The sequence below is a fragment of the bacterium genome (genome assembly GCA_023150945.1).
GTDB lineage: Bacteria > Zhuqueibacterota > Zhuqueibacteria > Zhuqueibacterales > Zhuqueibacteraceae > Coneutiohabitans.
Genome location: JAKLJX010000013.1, coordinates 133,541 through 152,035, shown reverse-complemented (window position 1 = coordinate 152,035; position 18,495 = coordinate 133,541). Strand labels below are relative to the sequence as shown.

The window sequence follows — 18,495 nt, the reverse complement described above, 5'->3', positions numbered from 1 at the left end:
TGCGGGTGGTGGCGAAAGTCCAACTGAACAGGAGCGAAATCATGTTTAAACACGGAATGATTTGGGGCGCACTGGCCGCGTTGGCGGTTATGGCAATCGGTTGCGGCGAAGTGCCTGCTCCTGCGCCGCTCTCGCCGGTCACCGCTCCAGAAGTCAAGTCGCTGGCCAAGCCCGGGAACACGGATCCGACGCCGACAACAACCATCACGCCGGTGTCGAGAAGGACACGCAGCGTCAACGGTTTTGGCGGCACGGCTTCGAAGGTCATGACCTCGAGCTCCGGCGGTTCGCTATCCTACATGGGCCACAGCCTGGAGGTTTCGAAATATTCCTTCAGCGAACAGCAGAAGGAATTCTACATTACGGATGTGAGCAGCAACTACATTCAGGCCAACTATGGACCCGACGGCTGGTTTCTTGTGCCCATCAAAGTCACGATTTCCTTTGCCGACGCCAATCTCAAAAAAGGTGAAATCAACCGTTTGACCATCGCGTGGTATGATGAGACTTTGGACAGATGGGTCGATGCCGGCGGCATCGTCGACCAAGTGAGCCAGACGATCACGACCTATGTCTGGCATTTCACCCAATACACCCTCTCCGTAAAATGAGCTTGCAGTAGGTCGCCAAGGCGATAGTGAATAGTACGACTGGAGCGTGTCATGCGGCATAAATTCTCCTCCACTTCGGTCCGGCTGCTGCTGATGGGTTTTCTCGTGGCGGTGCTGATGAGCAGCGGTTGCAGTGATGATCAGACGCCTTCCCCGGTTGGTGCGGAGCAAGCGCCGGCCGTGGCCTCCGGGCACAGCCTAAACAAGCCGGTGGCTTCAGCTCCCGATTCCCGGGTGGCCCGCGAATCCACTCTGGCGCTCGCGCTCTGGGAGAGTTGGTCAGTCTCCCGCCTGATTCGTGCCAGCGAAGGCGGCAGCGTCAGTATTGATGCCTTCTCCATCAATATTCCAGCGGGCGCGCTCGCCCAAGACACGGAAATCAGCATCACCTGTGACAGTGACACCTATTTGCAGGGCGAATTTGGTCCGGACGGCACGCAATTCAAAATTCCTGCCCGGGTCACCATCAGCTACACCAACGCCAAACTCAATGGTATCAAACTTTCGAATCTTTCCATAAGCTGGTTTGATCCGGCGAGCAACAAGTGGGTCAATCTCGGCGGCACGATCGATACCAACACCAAAACCGTGTCGGTGCCGGTTTGGCATTTCACGCAATACGCCCTGTCCAGCAGATGATCTGGAGTCATTGCAGGAAGGCTTCTGCAAAGCCGCTTCACCAAACCAAGACATAAACAACAAACCATTCATCCACTCCCGCAGGAGGCCCATCATGACGCGCATGAAAAGGTTGTCTAGGCTGGCGACCCTGGCTGGCGCAATCAGCTTCGCACTGCTCATCGTCGGCTGCAATGAGAAACCGATTTCACCGATCGGAAACAGCGATCCGGTATTGCCGGAACAGGCGAGCCAGATCAGCCGGCAGACCCGCAAAGTTCTCGATCCCAGTCGCATGAAGCTGCTCCGGCCCAAAGCGCCGAGGGCGCTGCAGAAGGGCCATGTGTGCAGCGGCACGAAATCCAAGTTGATCAAGCCCGACCGCAAGGACAATATTGATCTGTGCCACGAAAAGCTCGAGTTCCCGGCCGGCGCGGTCAATCAAGAGACCGAGATATCCTTCGTGGCCGTGAACGACCATCTCGTCGAGCTGGAGATCGGCCCGAACGTCACATTCAACGCCGCGGCAACTTTGACCCTGCATCTAAAAGTGGTCAACCTGATCGACGTCAACATGGCGGCCCTGACCATCAGCCGTTACGATGCGGCCTCCGACAACTGGATCGATCTGCCCAGCAGCATCGATGACAAGCAGGAAAACATCTCCGCGAACATTACGCAGGCCGGCCGCTATGCGCTGACCTGGAACGTCACGCCGGAGGAGAAGGAATTCATCGCCTGGCAGGGTGAGAACTGGGGCGGCAGCCGTGCAAAAAAGATGCACCGGTCGAAAGGCGGGCGCCTGGAGTTTCGCGGCCATGAAATGGAAATCCCCACTTTCGCTTTGCGCGGCGACTTCAAGATGGTGATTACCGAAGTCGACAAGGAAGCCGCCCAGGTTGATTTTGGCCCCAGCGGACACTTCGATCAGCCGGTGAAAGTGACGATTTGTTACAAGAATCTCGACACCACCGGTCTGGATCCCAGCACCTTTACCGTTACCTGGTTTGATCCGGTCACGCGCCAGTGGATCGACGTGGGCGGTACGGTCGATGAGAAGGGCAAGAAGATTTGGGTCTACGTCTGGCACTTCACGCAATACAGCCTGGCGAGCCGGTAACAGAAGTCCGGCGCGCTGAAGGAATTGTCATGTGATCGCACGTGGACGTGCGGGCTGTAACGTAACATTACGATTCCGGCGGGCAGCGCAGCCGATCCTGCGCGTGAATGCCCGAGGTCTGCAGCAAAACCGTTGATTTGATTAACCCAACGCCAGGTCATCCGACGTGGTATGCCACTTGCAGTTGTGCAATGGTAGGTAGGTCATATGCCGAAGAAGAAAAGGACAGAGAGCCGCAAGCCCCGGGAGCAATACCGGGCGCTGGCCAACAACCTCGCGGCTTTCATCAAAATGACGGAACACGGCGGCCAATCCGATTCCGAGACCTTTGTTGACCTGAGCTATAGCATGGAAAAGCTGGCGCGCAGACTCCAGACCGAAGACGACAAGGCCAAGAGTGCAGCCTATTTCAAGCTGGCGGTGGAGCACCTCAAACAGCACGCGCAAATCAAGCAGGACCAGGCCCAGGAACTCACCCTCTGTTACAGCGCCGGGCAAACCTACGCGCTGCTGGGGCTGGTCGAGGAAGCGATTCAGAACTACGAACAGGCGCTCAAGCTGAGCACGCTGCTGCAGGATTACAAGCTCCAAGCCCGCACCTTGCGCCAAATCGGCAATCTGAAGCTGCGGCAGAGCCGGTGGAAAGAGGCTCATGCGCTTTTCGAGCGCAGCCGCAAAATCTGCCTGGAGCACGGCGAAGCGCTGGAAGAAGCCTATGCGTTGAACAGCCTGGCCACCGGCTATTTTCAGGCCGCGGCCTGGCGCAAAATGGAGACCGCCTGCGAGCACGCCCGCGCGATCGCCGAGCGCATGAACGACGACGAACTCACCGCCTGCGTCTACAACAACCTGGGCGCGATGTACAACCTGCAGGGGCACAGTGACAAGGCCCTCGCCGCGCTGCAGAAGAGCCTGCCGTTGTTCGAGAAGCTGGGAGACCTGCGCGGCCTGGCGGAAACCTACAACAACCTCGCCACCGCTTATCGCGACAAGGAGTATTGGAACGAGGCCGGGAAGTACTATGCCAAGAGCCTGCAACTCGCCCGCGAGATCGGCGACGCCGTGGTCGAAGCCCAGGCCAGCCTGAATCGCGTCGAGCTTTATTTGTTGATGCATGATCTGGAAATGGCCGAGAAGCAGTGCCAGATCGCGCTGCGCGTGTTTCATGGCTTGGAGCACAAGTCCGGCGAAGCGGATGCCTGCCGTATCATGGGCGTGGTCTACACCCGGCAGGAGAACTGGGGCCTGGCCCTCAGATACCTCGACGAAGCGCTGGCGCTCGGCAGCCAGTACGATCTGCGACTGGTGCTGGCTGAGACGCACCGCAGCTTCATCGAGTATTGGCTCGCCAAAGGCGACCGGAAGAATGCCACCAAGCACTTGCAAGAATCCCTGGAGCATTATCGCCAGCTCAAGGCCAGCCGCGAGATTCGCAAGCTGGAAAAGCTGTTGCTCGACCTGCGGACGCAAAGGTAAAGCACGCCGCCGCGTGCTGCTCCCGCCGGTTGCGGCGGAGCAACGCAACGGCGTGCCTTTTCTTTCTGCCGCCGCTGCCGGGCGGCACTACTTCTAAAAACTCCACCGCTCATGCTCACCTTTTTGGCGCGCCGCATGTTGCAGGCGCTCTTGCTCGTTTGGGGCGTGTTGACCCTCACTTTTTTCCTCATGCATGCCAGCCCCGGCGATCCTACCGCGCGCTTCCTTTCACCACAAATTTCACCGCCAACGCTGGCACTGTTGCGGCAGCAATTCGGCTTCGATCAGCCGCTGCACTGGCAATACCTCAAGTGGCTCAGGCAATGCCTCGCCGGTGAATGGGGATATTCACTCACGCAAGGCCAGCCGGTGTCCGCCATTCTGGCCGAGGCCATTCCCGCGACGCTGCAGTTGACCATTCCCGCTCTCCTGCTCATTTTTGTTTTGGGAATCACGCTGGGCACGCTCGGCGCCCACTATCGCCAGCGCTGGCCCGACGTGTTCATCAATCACGCCGGCCTGGCATTCTACTGCATGCCGAGTTTCTGGCTGGGATTGCTGCTGCTCTCGCTCTTCGCGCTGAAGCTGGGTTGGCTGCCCACTTCGCACGCCGCTACGCTGCGGTTGGCAGAAGCAGGCTTCTGGGAAACCTGCCGGGATCGCCTGGCGCATCTGGTGCTGCCGGTCTTGACGCTCGCGCTGCCCGGCGCCACCGCCACCGCGCGCTACGTGCGGGAGAATTTGGTGAATGCCATGGACTCGACTTTCATTCGGCTGGCGCAGGCCAAAGGCCTGCCGCCCTGGCGCATCATGATCCGGCACGCGTTGCCGCACGCCCGGCTGCCGCTGCTCTCGCTGCTGGGCTTGAGCTTTCCCTTCCTCTTGGGCGGCGCCTTTCTCACGGAAACCGTCTTCGCCTGGCCCGGCATGGGCCGCGTCACGTTGGAAGCCATCTTTGCGCGCGACTATCCGGTGATTCTGGCCGCCACGGCGCTGTCCGCAATCATGGTCATCGCCGGTAACCTCATCACGGATGTTTGTTACCGGCTGGCGGATCCGAGAATCAAAGCACCGGCATGAGCGTGAATTCCCCTGCCCTCGCCTTCTGCTCTCCTGTCCCAGTCGCGGCCCGCCGGCGCGGCAGAAAATGAAAAACTCGCGGGCTTTCCCGCAGGACTTGCGCATGCCGAGTTTCCTGCAAAACTTCTTCCGCCACAAGCTGGCGTGGACCGGTGCGATGGTGGTGTGCGGCTGGCTGCTGGCCGGCGCACTGGCGCCGCGGCTGGTGCCGCATGATCCTTTGGTGCAGGTGATTGCGCAGCGTTATCACCCACCCAGTTGGCAGTATCCGCTCGGCACCGATCAATTCGGCCGCGACGTGTTGAGCCGGCTGATCCTGGGCGCGCGCGTCTCCCTCACGCTCGGCTTCTCCGTCACGGCTCTCGCTTTGCTGTTGGGCGCAACCCTGGGCGCGCTCGCCGGTTATGCCGGCGGCCGCCTCGACGGCGTGATCATGCGGCTGGTGGAATTGCTGCTCGCCTTTCCCGTGGTTTATCTGCTCACCGGTTGTGTCGCGCTGTTCGGCACGGACTGGCGCAAGCTCGTGCTGGTGATGGCGGCCACCATGTGGATGGACATTGCCCGGCTGCTGCGCGCTGAAGTCATGTCGCTCAAGCAACGGGATTTCATCAAAGCCGCGCAAGTGCTGGGGCTGAGCCGCGGTCGCATCATCCTGCGCCACCTCCTGCCCAACGCACTGCCGCCGGTCATTGCTTTGATGGCGCTGCGGCTGGCGGATGTCATTCTCATCGAATCGAGCCTGAGCTTTTTGGGATTGGGCGTGCAGCCGCCGGAAGTGAGTTGGGGCAGCATCATCCGCGATGGCCGCGACGTGCTGGCTTCGGCGTGGTGGATCGTGACGTTTCCCGGCCTGGCCATTACGCTCACTGCCATTGGCCTGCATTGGATCGGGGAGGGCTTGCGCCAAGCCTTCACGCCTTGACCGCGGCACGCCGCAAGAAACAAACCGCGTCCGCTGGCGCTGTTCAATTCATCAAAATCGCACTGGCGCTTTGTTACTCTGATTGGCATGGGTGACTCCGCAGGTCATTCGTCAGGAATCTTGTGAGGTACATGGCATGGTGCTCTAATCTTCACGGGATCCTACAGGATGACATGGGTGGCAGCCAGTGTCAGTTCAGCAATGAAGAAGCCGCCCGGACGGCGGTGTTTGGGACAGGCACCAGTGATGCAATTCCACAATAACACACCAATCGGAATGAACCAGCCGGAATTGCTCAGAATCGAAAATTTGGAAATTCGCTTTCAGCGGAAGGACGGGGCCGCGGCGACGGTGGTTCGCGGTTTCAATCTGTCGCTCTTTCCCGGAGAAACGCTGGCGCTGGTGGGAGAATCCGGCTGCGGGAAGACCACGGTTGCGCTGGCGGTTCCCCGGCTAATCGCAGCGCCGGGGCAGATTACCGCTGGAAGAATTCTGTTTGCCGGCGAGAATCTATTGCAGGCCTCGGAGCAACGGCTGCGGCAAATCCGCTGGCGGGAGATCGCTTTGATCTTTCAAGATCCGGCGGCGGCATTGAATCCCTTGCGCCGGGTGGGCAGCCAGGTGGCGGAAGTGCAGCGCCTGCATCTCGGCTTGGGGCGCAAAGCGGCACGGCAGCGCACGCTGGCGCTTTTCGAAGCGGCCCGCCTGCCGGAAGTCGAACGTTGTTATGCGGCTTATCCGCACGAGCTGAGCAGCGGCATGCGGCAACGCGCGTTGATCGCCATGGCCATGGCCTGCCGGCCGCGCTTGATCATCGCGGATGAGCCGACGACTGCGCTGGATGTTGCAACTCGCGATGAGGTGCTGGCCTGCCTGCTGCGGCTGCAGCAGGAACTGGGCGTGAGCCTGCTGTTCATCAGCCATGATTTGGCGCTGGTGGCGGGTTTTTGCGATCGCGTTGCCATCATGCATGCCGGCGGCATCGTGGAATGCGGCGAGACGCGGCGAGTCTTGCGCGCGCCGCAGCATGTGCAAACCCGGCAACTGCTGGCCGCAGCCCAACGCTTTGCGCCGCAGGGCTGGGAATCGAGTCCTGCAGTCAGGGACGGCAAAGCCATTTGGACTGAGAAGATGGATTGGAAAGAGACGAACACGGGCATTTGAATCATTCCGACACTGATTCTCTCAGCATTTGGAATTTCGGTTCTTGGAGTCTTCTCGTGAATCTGCCCCCGCCCAATCTTGACCCTGCGCTGTTTGCCGCGACCGATCTCGAGCTGCACTTTCCCGCCCGTGCCTTCGGCCAGCAACCGGTCCGCGCCCTCGCCGGCGTCACGTTCAGCATCTTTCCAGGCGAAACGGTCGCGCTGGTGGGTGAATCCGGTTGCGGCAAGACCACCCTGCTGCACTGCCTGTTCGGACTGCTCACGCCCACCAGCGGCAGTGTGCGCTTTCGCGGGCAGGAGATTTCCGCGCTGCGCGGCGCGGCTGAGCGGCGCTTCCGGCGACAAGCCCAGCTCGTTTTCCAGGATGCCGGGGCGGCGCTCAATCCGCGGCTCCGCATGCGCGAGGCGATCAGCGAGCCGCTGCTGGCCCATGGCCTGCTGGCTCGCGACGCCGCACACTGCCGCGCGCAAGAATTGCTGGACATGGTCGAAATTCCGCGGCGCGAGCATGAGGCGCTGCCCTCCCAGCTTAGCGAGGGCCAGCGCCATCGCGTGGTGCTGGCGCGCGCGCTCGCGCTCGCACCGGTTTTTCTGGCTGCCGATGAGCCGCTGTCGTCACTGGATGTTCTCACCAAAAGCCGCATGCTCGATCTGCTCCTCCGCCTGCGCGAACAGCAGCGTCTGACGATGCTGATCGTCTCGCACGATCTCGCGTTGGTGCGTCAATTCTGCACCCGCACGCTGGTGATGGCCGCCGGCAGACTCGTGACGGCCCAGCCGTGAACCCGGCAACGGCAAACGCCCCGCCGTAATGCCCCAGCTATTGGTGGGGATGATCCGCCACGGTTGTGCCGTGGCGTCACGACGCCCGGCTCCGGGCGCCAAAAGCAACGGTGCAACCGTTGCTGATCAATATGACACCACCGGTAACCGAGGGATTCCGCCCGGCCGAGCTTCGATCTTGACTTTGGCGCGGTTTGGTAGCATACTCCAGCAGCATTGCATTTCATCAGCAACTTGCCGAACCCGAACGCTTCGCCAGGATCAAACATGTCAGAGCGCCGCCCTGTTGCCCCGCACACGCTGTATCTCATTCATCACTCCCACACCGACATTGGCTATACCGAATTTCAGGCGCGCATCGAGCGCTGGCAAGTGGACTTCATCCGCCAGGCTCTGCGCATTCTGCGGGATTCCCGCCACCGCCGCAATCAGCATTTCGACGGCTTCAAATGGACTTGTGAGACCTTTTGGCCGGTGGAGAAATTTCTCCAGCAGGCCGGCCGCGAGGACATACAAGCCTTCGAGCAGGCGCTGCAAGCCGGCGATTTTGGCCTCTCTGCCAGCTTTTTGAATTTGACCGAATTGCTGGACCACGAGGTGCTGTGCAGCATGATCCGGCGCGCAGCCGATTACGGCAGAAAAATCGGCGTGCGCATCGACAGCGCCATGACTGCCGACATCAACGGCTACAGTTGGGGCTTTGCCCAGGCGCTGCTCGACAACGGCGTCGAAAATCTCTTCAGTTGCGTGCACACCCATCACGGCATGTTTCCCGCCGGCCGCAAGCAATTTCCGTTCTGGTGGGAAACGCCGCAAGGCGGGCGCGTGCTGGTGTGGAACGGCGAGCATTACCACTTCGGCAATGATCTCGGTCTGGCGCCGGGCGCAGCCTCGACGTATCTCATCAAAGATGAATTGCCGCTGGCTGCGATGTATGAAGACGTCTGGCCGATCGCCACCACGCGCATTCCGCGCTACTTTGCCAGGCTGCGCGACGAGGGTTATCCTTTCGGATTTGTGCCGGTGATGGTTTCCGGCCTGCGCAATGACAATTCGCCGCCCAGCGCCCGCATCATTGAAATGATCCGGCGCTGGAATGAAACGCACGGCGAAACCCTCCGGCTGCAGATGGTGACGCTGAGCGAGTTCTTTGCAAGCGTGCGGCGCACCGAGGTCGAGCTGCCAGTCTATCGCGGCGACTGGCCGGATTGGTGGTCGGACGGCACCGCCAGCTGTCCGCAACACACCAAAATATTCCGGCAGGCGCAACGCGATCTGCGCTATTATCGGCAGTTGTGCCGGCGCTATCCGCAGTTGGCGCGGGCGGACTGCAGCCCCATCGAATACAATTTGACCATGTTTGCCGAGCATACCTTTCAAGGATCGGAGTCGGTCTCCCATCCCTGGAACTGGGTGCCGCTGATCGTTTCCGCGCGCAAGAAAGCCTTTGCGATTGCCGCTTACGAAGGGATTCAAGTCCAGCTCGAGCAGGCGCGCAGCCAGCTCGGCGCAGTGGGCATGCGGCCGGAAATGCCGCTGCGCTACAAGGCCGTAAATCCCAATGGCCATGCCATAAGCGGCCTCGCGAAGATGATGGTGCATCACTTCGAGTTTTTCGAATTGCGGCTCGATCAGGGCGTGGAGGTTTGGGACTTGTCCACTGCCACGCGGGTGGCGCATCAGATGGAAGAAGTGCCGCGCGGGGTGATAATCGGCGTTCCCTGCACGCTGCCGGCTGGTGAGGAAAAATTATTCGAAGTGCGTGCCGTGCAAGCGGCGACCGGCAACACGACCAGCAGTTTCCGGCTGCAAGGCGTGGAAGGCGTCTTCGACGTGGCGCAAGCCGAGGCCGGCGTGCAACACGGCAGCTTCTTTTTGGAGACGCCGTTCGTGCGCCTTGCCTGGCAGGAAGAGCGCGGCATCATTTCCTGGTTCGACAAGCAGAATCGAATGGAATTACTCGATCGGCGGCAGGAACAGGGCGCGTTCACGCCGGTTTATGAAATCACAGCGGTGCCGGACCGCAGCCAAATGACGATCGTGCGCCAGCGAATGGGCCGCAATCGCAAAGGCCTGGCAGTGCAGCGCGCCGTGGGCAAGCTGGCAGCAGTGGAATCATCCAGCAGCGGCAGCGTGTGGGCCGCAGCGGAACTGCGCTACTCTCTGCCCGGCACCAGTTTGTTCTTGCTCGAACTCCGGCCGCATGCGCATGCGCCCCGCGTTGACGTGATCGTGCGCCTCAACAAAGACCACCGCTGGGAACCGGAAAATCTCTATCTCGCCCTGCCGTTTGCCAGCGCGGACCGGCCTTTCCAACTCTGGCTCGACAAAGCCGGCGCGCAGGTGCGGCCGCGCATCGATCAACTCCCGGGCACGTTGACGGATTTCTACAGCATCCAGGAGGGCCTGGCCTGCGTGGCCGAGGACTACGGCATTGCGATCGCCACGCCGGATGCCAATTTGATTCAACTCGGCGATCTGCGCGTCAAACCGCGGCTGCTGCAGGGCATGCCGGGATTGGAAAACGAACCGATGCCAATCTACGCCTGGCTCATGACGAACTACTGGGAAACGAATTTCGAGGCCGGTTTGAGCGGCTTTCATGAATTCCGCTTCGCGGTGCAATGGGGCCCCGAGCTGAACAGCGAACAACGCGCGCTGCAATGTTGCCGCGACCTGAACGCCGGCATTGATTGCTTTCGTTTGGAATCGGAGGTGTGAGATGCGAATGCTAGCTTTCCTGCTTGCCATGCTTTGCCTGAGCTGCGGCCCTTCGCCCTCGCAAGAACCGGCCGCGCCCGCCGAATTGCGCGGCGTCTGGCTCACCAATGTCGACAGTGAAGTGTTGGACAGCCGCGCGGGCATTGAGGAAGCCATGCGCTTTCTCGCCGAGCACAATTTCAACATTGTCTATCCGGTGGTATGGAACAAGGCCATGACCACCTATCGCAGCGCCGTGATGGACAGCCTGTTCGGCCTGGCCATCAATCCGCGCTACGGTGACCGCGACCCGTTGCAAGAGTTGATTGAGGCCGCGCACCGGCACGGCCTGACGGTCATTCCCTGGTTCGAGTTCGGCTTTTCCTCCTCTTATCAGGAAAACGGCGGCCATTTGCTGCGCCGCAAGCCGCATTGGGCCGAGCGCGATCGTGACGGCAATCTGCTCACCAAGAACGGCTTCGAATGGATGAATCCCTATCATCCGGAAGTGCAGGAATTCATGCTGGCGCTGGTGTTGGAGGTTGTGCGCAATTATGAGGTCGAGGGCGTGCAGGGCGATGACCGGCTGCCGGCCAACCCCAGTGAAGGCGGTTATTCCGCCTTCACCGACAGCCTGTATCGCGCCGAGCACAACGGCGCCGCGCCGCCGGCAAATTTCAAAGACCAGGCTTGGCTGCGTTGGCGCGCGGACAAACTCAATGACTTTGGCCGCCGGCTTTACCATGCCGTCAAAGCCGTCAAGCCGGAGGCCATCGTGTCGTGGTCGCCCAGCGTCTATCCCTGGGCCTATGAGGAATACTTGCAGGACTGGCCGGCCTGGGTGCGCGGCGGCTATGCCGATGTGGTGCACCCCCAAGTGTATCGCTACGGCATTGCCGACTATCGCCGCACGCTGGATGAGATGGCGCCCCGGCAAGTCGGTCTCACGCCCGAGCAGCAACGCCTGCTCTATCCCGGCATCTTGATCAATCTCGGCGACTATCGCATCCCGGTTGATTACTTGCTGGCGGCGCTTGCTTACAACCGGCGGCAGGGTTATGCCGGCGAGGTGTTCTTTTTCTATGAAGGCCTGCGCCGCAATCACGACGAGTTGGCGGACACGTTGAAAGCGACATTCTACCGCACGCCCGCGCGCCTGCCGTGGCGTGCGCAATAAGGCCCGGGCTTATGGCGTTTTTCGTTTGCCTGAGGAGTCGTGGTCGCCGTTGTCAGGTTGCACGCTTCCTCCCTGGCGCGGGCAGGGCCGCGCAATTTGAAACGTGACTCGGCGCCTGGGGAGATTCGCGTCGTACGACAAAAGGCGGGGTTCGCTTGATCCGCTGGAAAATGCTGTAGCGCGGCACCACCAAATTTCGACAACAGGACTCGCTGACAGCGAGTTCTGCTCACGGCATCTTTTGATCGTGGGGAAATCAGCGCATTTGGAATGTTGGTGGGAATTTTTCCGGGCGGATCACCGCGCACGGGCAGGAGCAGGCGAGGGGGCGGCCCGCTGGGGAGAATCCTTGAAGAGATTTTCCAGCACCAGCGTGGCGGCGCCCACCAGCACGGCATTCTCACCCAGCATGCCGGTGCGAATATCAACGGCTTCGACCGGCGAGCGCAAAATGCCATGGGCGACGTGTGCGCGCACTTCATCTGCCACCAGCGGGCTGCGATAGAACAGCGGGCCGTGCAGAATCATCAAGGGCGGGTTGAAACTGTAGATGAGATTCACGCACACGGCGCCGAGCAGCCGGCCGAAATCTTTGACCAGATGCAGAGCCAGGGGATCGCCGGATTCGGCAGCAGCGAGAATGTCCACCACTTCGCCATTCGTCGGCAGGCTGGTGGTCCAGCCATCCTCGCGGCCGCGCTTGGCGGCCTCTTTCAAATTGGAGTGCGAGAGAATGTCGCCCCAATCGTAGTGTTGCGGCGAGATCAAGAGTGAGCGTGCACCGGCTTGGCCGAGCGCCAGCTCGTTGTAGCCGATCTCGCCGGCGCTCGAGGTCGCGCCGCGCAACAACTGGCCGTTGACGATGATGCCGGCGCCGATGCCGTCTTCCACCCACAGGCAAATCAAGTCGCGCACCAGCCGGCCGCTGCCGAACTGAAATTCCCCCAGGGTCACAGCCTTCACGTCGTTTTCAAGCTGCACCGGCACCGCCAGAGATTTGCTCAAGTAGCTCTGCACCGGAAAATCCTGCCAGCCCTGCAGCGTGTACGCCTCCCGCAAACAGCCTTGTTCATAATTCAGAATGCCGGGCAAGCCAATGCCCATGCCGAGAATGCGATCGGCGGGCACGCGGTGGCTGCGCAGCATCTTTTGCATGCCCTTGATCAGGCGATCGAGCACCTGCGCCGGCGGTGTGCCCAACGCATAACTCTGCGTTTCCTGGTCGATGCGGCGCGCGTTGCTGTCCAGCAGGCCGAAACGAAAGAAATCGCGTTCGAGCTGCGCGGCGAGAATGAAACCGGCGCGCGGGCTGATGGCCAACAGCACTTCGCGGCGGCCGCCGCGTTCGGTGGAGGCGCCTTTGCCCACCGTGGCCAGCAAGCCCCGCTTCGCGAGTTTTTGCGTGATGAGCGTGACCGCAGCGCGCGAGAGGTTCAAACGGCGCGCCACCTTGGCCCGGGAAATCGGACCGGATTCGAAGATCGTGCGAAACACCCGAATCTCATTCAACCCGGAGAGCTTGTTTTCCAGCACGGGAGTCATGGCAGGCGGCATACCAGGCCTTATCTGAGCAACAGCAGTTTGCGGGTTTCACTGCTCTCACCCGCTTGCAGACGATAGTGATAGACGCCGCTGGCGGCGGCCGCGTCCTGCCAGCGCACTTGATAGTTGCCTGGTGACAGCATACGATCGAGCAACTGCGCGACGGCCTGGCCGTTCGCATTGAACACGGTCAACCGCACCGGCGTGGTCTGGCGCAGGCTGAATTCGATCAACGTTGCGGCATTAAAGGGGTTGGGATAATTCTGCGCCAGCGCAAAAACCGGCGCGGCCGCGCTGCGCTGGGTGAGGCTGGTGATTTGGCCGGCAAAGTGTTGCGCAGCTTCAGCCAAGGTCATGAACACCAAATTGCCGCCATATTCGGCGCGCAGCGAATCGAGTACTTCTCCAGCCCAGCGCACCACCAGGCCATTCTCATAACCCTGCCGCATGAAGGGATCATGGAACAATAGGCAGAAGTAACCGTCGGCGCGGCCCAGGGTGCGCACGTCTTGCAACGCTTGCCGCAGCCGGTCTTGATAGCTTGCCGGCGCCATTTGCCAGGTGTATTCGCGGTGTGGGGGAAGATTCATCAACCCCTCGGCGATTGGTGCCTTGGTCGGTCCGGTGGTCGAAATCCAACGAAAGCCTTGCTCGACCAGAACCTGAAAGGTGGTGGAATCCGCATGATGGCCGGGAGGCACGAACGAAACCGCTTGCACGCCGAGACTGTCGGCGAGAATTTGCAGGCCGTCGCGCACCAGCTTCTCCTGCTGGGCATACGTGAACGGCAGATTGTGCGTGGTGCAAAACATCTCGTGACTGGACTGGCTGCAACGCTGGCAAATGTGCGTGTAACCGTGCATGGCGATTTCGTGGCCGCGGCCCGCGGAAGCAATCAGCTCGCGCCTGAGCTTGCCGTCCTGATTGGCGGATTCGATCAGGCGGTGCGGGATGGTGACCCAGGTCACTTTGGCGCCGCGGCTTTCCGCCGCCTGCTCGAAGGCAGTGAGGCTGCGCGGCAGAATCGCCGTGTTGCGCGACATGATGTCGTCAACGCGCAGAAGAAAGATCAGTTTTTGCGGTTGCGCGCTGGCAGCCGCGGCGGTGATCAAAAGCAACAAAAAATGCAGAACTCTGGTCATGTGACACATTCCTGTCTGGGTTGCAAACGATTCACGCGCCGGCGATTGCCGCTGCCCGTTGGCCGGCAGCCGCGCCGCTGGCAAACGTGTGCGGCGCCAGGCTGGTCCAAACCGAGTCCGACGGCAGGAGCAGCGCATGCCGGCCGGCGGCAAGAAGATTTCCCGAATCGGTGGTTTCCGGCAAATGGCCCGGTCGCCGCAGGCCCACCTGCGCCGGCGCCATGAGAATGCGCGCCGCTTCGTAGCCGGCTGCATTCTTCCGGAAGTATTCCACCAGGCGATGCGAGAGAGTCTGTCCCAACACCTCGGCGTGCGTGAGCGCGGCCGTATCTTCCGGCGGCGCTTCCGGCGCGAGCATCAGATGCACGAGCAACTCACCGCTGCGCCATGCCGGATCAACACGAAGCTGTAGAATCTCGCGAAACGCCGGTTGCTCGCTGTGCAGCCGCGCCAGCCAGTTGTTCATCGCCGCGTGGCCCAAGGCCTCTCGTTCCCGCAGAAAACTGGCAAGATAACCGGCCAAGCCCTGCTCCCTGCTGCGCAGCCGCGGAAGATTCGCCAGCACAAAGGAATAAGTCAGGGGCACCGGTAAACTTGCGCGGCAAAAAACTCCTGCACCCGTCGCATCGATGAAAGCTGCGGCATGCACGGCCACACCGCCCTCCCGGCAGTGCAACGTGGCCTCCACGATCTTTTCCTGCGCGCGGCGCAAGGTAATGGCTTTTGCGTGCAATAGCAAATCGACGCCGGCCGCCAAAACATATTCTTGCAGAATGTATTTGATCGTCTCTGGGTCGATGATGATCATCCGATACCGAGCTTCTTCGGGATCCGGAAAAGGTTCAGCGCAAACGCCAAGGTTGCGGCAGCGCGCCAGAATTTCTTCGAATTCCGGCAGCAGCGCCGGGAAATCCTGCCGAAAACGCCAGGGCAATGCCAGCGCCGCGGTGGCCATGCCGCCGAGAAAACCGTACTGTTCGATGAGCAGCACGCGTGCGCCGGCGCGTGCCGCCGCCAGGCCGGCGCCCACACCCGCCGGCCCACCGCCAAGCACCGCAACCTCCGTCGTGATTGTGCGAACGGCTTTCATCTCACTTTGCAGAAACAGGTCTGGATCACAAGAATGGCGTAACCGTGCCTCACCGCACCAGCACGAGTTTGCGCGTTTCCGAAAATCCCGGGGCCGACAAGCGGTAGAGGTAAACGCCGGCAGGCAAATGCCCGGCTGCGAAGGTAATGTGATGCACGCCGGCGGGATAGTCACCCGCGGCCGCCGACGCCACGCGCCGGCCCTGCAGATCAAACACCTCCAGCCGCAGCGTGGTACGGCGCGGCAGCGCGAAGGCAATCGTGGTGGCGGGATTGAAGGGATTGGGATAGTTCTGCCACAACGCGAAAGCGGACGGCACCGCAGGTTCGGGCCGATCGGCAACGGCGGTCACCACGACTTCCGGGCTGAGTTGGCGATTCAATATCAACATCAAGCCATCGGCGGCCACGGTCTGCGTGGAGGGCACGCCGGCGGTGGTCAGCTCGGCGAGGGCTTGCAGCCCGGTTGGCAGAAAACTCGTTCCCACCAGCGTCCAGCCGCGCGTGACCGCGTTGGTCTCATTCAGTTTGATTTGCGCGCCGCTGCCATCGAGCAGGCGCACCGTGACTTCGCGCGCGAGCTGCGCGCCGTACGGCTGGTACAAATAGACATCGTAGTCTGCCGCAGTGGTTATTTCAGCGGAATAACGCAGCGCCGCGCCCGAGCTGCCGCGCGCGGTCAAAATCTTGTCGTCAAAACTGAAATAGCTCGAATCACCCTTGCCGGCCTGCAAAGTCCAACTGCCCACACGCTCCACGGTGGCTGCCGTTTCCGCAATGAGGGTGGCCGTCGGCCGCCACAGCGTGTCGCGAAACGGCGGGGCAGTGAGTTGCTGAAACACCTGCTGCCGCAACGCCGACGCAATCGGCGGGATGCCTTCATAGTAGAAAAACACGCCGCCCGCCACGCTGCTGCGGCGATTCTGTTCCACGAAACTCACCGCCAGGCTGGCCGGCGCCTGATAGCCGCCGCTGCGAATGAGCATGCCGGAAAAGAAACCGTTGTAGCCGGTGGGAATGCGGCTTTTGGTGTTGATCAACTCATTGGTGTAGGAAGAGAGATCGGTGCGGTAAACTTGCGGCACCACGAAATCCGGCCGGCCCTGGCGCACTCCCGCCGGCCAATCCTGCATGAAGTAGGTGTAGCCGTAAGGATAAACCACGGGCGCGTTCGAAACCAGCACGTGGGGATTGGTCTGCTTCACCGTATCGTGGACCGCCGCGGTGAATTCATTCAGCAAACCGGCACGCCAACGCCGCCAATTTTCGTCGTCGGGATTGGTGGGCGGATCGGCGCCGTTGTGCTCGGCGCGGTAGCGCGCGAGATGCGCATCGTCATAACCGAAATCGGAGGCCAGAATCTGATTATTGGGATTGCGGCCGAAGTGTACGCGGCCATAGCGAATGCGATCGAGATGCACTCCGTCAATATCATAGTTCTCGACCACCTCCAACATCAGGCTGATGAGAAACTCCCGCACTTCGGGATGCGCCTGGCTGAGCCAGTAGAAGCCGCCGCCCGTGGCTTCATCATCGGTGGCGCCGCCGGTGGAGAGGCGCTTGCCGGCCCAACCCGGATTCTGCGCCAGAATCGGGCCGCCGTTGTTGCCGAAGGAGGCCGCAAAACCATATTCGAACCAGGGATGCACTTCGAGGCCGACGCGATGCGCCTCGGCGATCAACTCGGCCAACACGTCCCGGCCCTGGAACGCCGGATCGATCGGCGTGCCGGTGACGCTGAGCATGACGAAGCTGGGAAAGAGCGTGACGCCGTTGTTGTACATCACCGGAAAAATCGCATTCAAGCCCGCGGCTTTGAGCGAATCCATCGCCGCGGCAATGCTCGGCTTGCTGCTGAGCACCTGCGAAGCCACATTGGTCACCCACACGCCGCGCAGTTCGGGGGACTGCGCCGCCAGCGGCAGGGTAGCCGACAGCCAGAGGGCCGCCAACCACGCAGGCAGAACTCGAGGGTCGCGAATTGGCATGAGAACCTGATTCGTTTGGAGGTTAGGGCAATGCCAAGCCGGCGCGCACGCCAGAGCGCGGCTCAGAAGTCGACGCCGACCGAAAAATACCGCGGACTGTTCAAGCGGCCGCGGTCGGTATGAGCAAAATCGATGCGCACGTTTCTGTAGTTGAAGCCGACGCCGGCGGCCAGGCCGCCTTCGGCGTCATCGAGCATGAGCTGGCGATAGCCCGCGCGCAGAAAGAACATGTTGTTGAGGCTGTATTCCGCGCCCAGGTTCAGATAGTTGTCGTTGTTGTTGGGATAAAGCAGATCGCCGCTCAGCAACACGCGGTTCAGGCGCGTCTCCAACACGCGATAGGCGAAACCGGCGCGAAAGGTCACCGGCAAATCCCACGAGCGTGTGCGCATGTCCGCCACGATGCCGTCGTTGTTGCCGCCCACGCGCGGATCGGGGTCGTAACGCACCGCGGTGTTGGTGCCGGACAAACGCATTTCACCGCCGAAGTTGGAAATGCTCATGCCGATCGTCACCGGGTTGAACGGCGTGCGATAGGTGAGGCCGACGTCGAGGCCGACGGTGGCGGCCGACATGTCCCACAGCGCCTGCCGGATCAGCTTCACCGTGCCGCCGAAATTGAAGCGATCGGTCAGGCCCCGACTGTAGGTCAAGCCGAGCATGAGATCCTGCACGGTGAACAATTCGCCGGTGCCCTCCTCGCGCTCTTCCGTGGTGATCTCGAGCTGGCCGGAATTCAAGGAATAGAAGGAAAGCGCGAATTGGCCGAGGTCATCGAAATGCAGCATCACCGCGCCGTAGTTGACGTCGATGTCGGCGAACCAGGTGGTGTGATTGAAATAGGCCTGGCCGCGGTTGAGGCTGGCGGCGAGCGCCGGATTCCAATAGATCGCGGAAACGTCGGCAGCGCTGGCCACCGCGGTTTCACCCATGGCCGCGCCCCGGCCGCCAACGCCAATTTGCAGAAAGGCGCCAGCGGTGGTGCCGACTTTGGTCTGCGCGCCGGCGGCGGCGGCGAGCAGCACGAGCAAAAAACCAACTCTCTTTATCATGATCAACTCCACCGATTGGATGTGATCCT

15 protein-coding genes are annotated in these 18,495 nt (G+C 61.2%); 10 read left to right on the top strand and 5 right to left on the bottom strand.

What is annotated here, in order from left to right; genetic code table 11:
• The first annotated feature begins 41 nt into the window (after window positions 1-41).
• From L6R21_17350 to L6R21_17305, 10 genes are all read left to right on the top strand, one after another.
• Window positions 42-611, top strand: a complete 570-nt coding sequence (locus L6R21_17350; GenBank protein ID MCK6560965.1) for a hypothetical protein — start codon at window positions 42-44, stop codon at window positions 609-611.
• Window positions 612-662: 51 nt separating this feature from the next.
• Window positions 663-1,250, top strand: coding sequence for a hypothetical protein (locus L6R21_17345; GenBank protein MCK6560964.1), 588 nt, complete (start codon window positions 663-665; stop codon window positions 1,248-1,250).
• A 94-nt stretch (window positions 1,251-1,344) separates the two neighbouring features.
• Complete coding sequence (locus L6R21_17340; protein MCK6560963.1) at window positions 1,345-2,349, top strand: hypothetical protein; 1,005 nt, start codon at window positions 1,345-1,347, stop codon at window positions 2,347-2,349.
• A 207-nt stretch (window positions 2,350-2,556) separates the two neighbouring features.
• The gene (locus L6R21_17335) at window positions 2,557-3,825 is read left to right on the top strand and encodes a tetratricopeptide repeat protein (GenBank protein ID MCK6560962.1); all 1,269 of its coding nucleotides are present in this window, start codon (window positions 2,557-2,559) and stop codon (window positions 3,823-3,825) included.
• Window positions 3,826-3,936: 111 nt separating this feature from the next.
• Window positions 3,937-4,905: an ABC transporter permease gene (locus L6R21_17330; GenBank protein ID MCK6560961.1), complete on the top strand. Its 969-nt coding sequence runs from the start codon at window positions 3,937-3,939 to the stop codon at window positions 4,903-4,905.
• A 103-nt stretch (window positions 4,906-5,008) separates the two neighbouring features.
• Window positions 5,009-5,827 carry an ABC transporter permease gene (locus tag L6R21_17325; GenBank protein MCK6560960.1) on the top strand — a complete coding sequence of 273 codons (819 nt, stop codon included), beginning with the start codon at window positions 5,009-5,011 and terminating at the stop codon, window positions 5,825-5,827.
• A 276-nt stretch (window positions 5,828-6,103) separates the two neighbouring features.
• Window positions 6,104-6,991: an ABC transporter ATP-binding protein gene (locus tag L6R21_17320; protein MCK6560959.1), complete on the top strand. Its 888-nt coding sequence runs from the start codon at window positions 6,104-6,106 to the stop codon at window positions 6,989-6,991.
• A gap of 56 nt (window positions 6,992-7,047) precedes the next feature.
• Window positions 7,048-7,776 (top strand): dipeptide/oligopeptide/nickel ABC transporter ATP-binding protein, encoded by a 729-nt coding sequence (locus tag L6R21_17315; GenBank protein MCK6560958.1) that lies wholly within the window; start codon window positions 7,048-7,050, stop codon window positions 7,774-7,776.
• 267 nt (window positions 7,777-8,043) lie between these two features.
• On the top strand, window positions 8,044-10,497 hold the full coding sequence (locus L6R21_17310) for a glycoside hydrolase (protein MCK6560957.1): 2,454 nt from the start codon (window positions 8,044-8,046) through the stop codon (window positions 10,495-10,497).
• Between the two features lies 1 nt (window position 10,498).
• Complete coding sequence (locus L6R21_17305; protein ID MCK6560956.1) at window positions 10,499-11,653, top strand: family 10 glycosylhydrolase; 1,155 nt, start codon at window positions 10,499-10,501, stop codon at window positions 11,651-11,653.
• 297 nt (window positions 11,654-11,950) lie between these two features.
• Here L6R21_17305 and L6R21_17300 read toward each other — a convergent pair whose 3' ends face one another.
• The 5 genes from L6R21_17300 to L6R21_17280 form a co-directional block, all read right to left on the bottom strand.
• Window positions 11,951-13,207, bottom strand: a complete 1,257-nt coding sequence (locus tag L6R21_17300) for an ROK family transcriptional regulator (GenBank protein MCK6560955.1) — start codon at window positions 13,205-13,207, stop codon at window positions 11,951-11,953.
• A gap of 8 nt (window positions 13,208-13,215) precedes the next feature.
• A complete protein-coding gene (locus L6R21_17295) occupies window positions 13,216-14,337 on the bottom strand; it encodes a DUF2334 domain-containing protein (protein ID MCK6560954.1) in 1,122 nt (373 codons plus the stop codon).
• 31 nt (window positions 14,338-14,368) lie between these two features.
• Window positions 14,369-15,427, bottom strand: a complete 1,059-nt coding sequence (locus L6R21_17290) for an FAD-dependent oxidoreductase (GenBank protein MCK6560953.1) — start codon at window positions 15,425-15,427, stop codon at window positions 14,369-14,371.
• Window positions 15,428-15,476: 49 nt separating this feature from the next.
• The gene (locus L6R21_17285; protein MCK6560952.1) at window positions 15,477-17,414 is read right to left on the bottom strand and encodes a family 10 glycosylhydrolase; all 1,938 of its coding nucleotides are present in this window, start codon (window positions 17,412-17,414) and stop codon (window positions 15,477-15,479) included.
• Window positions 17,415-17,476: 62 nt separating this feature from the next.
• Window positions 17,477-18,466, bottom strand: a complete 990-nt coding sequence (locus L6R21_17280) for a PorV/PorQ family protein (protein MCK6560951.1) — start codon at window positions 18,464-18,466, stop codon at window positions 17,477-17,479.
• Window positions 18,467-18,495: the final 29 nt, after the last annotated feature.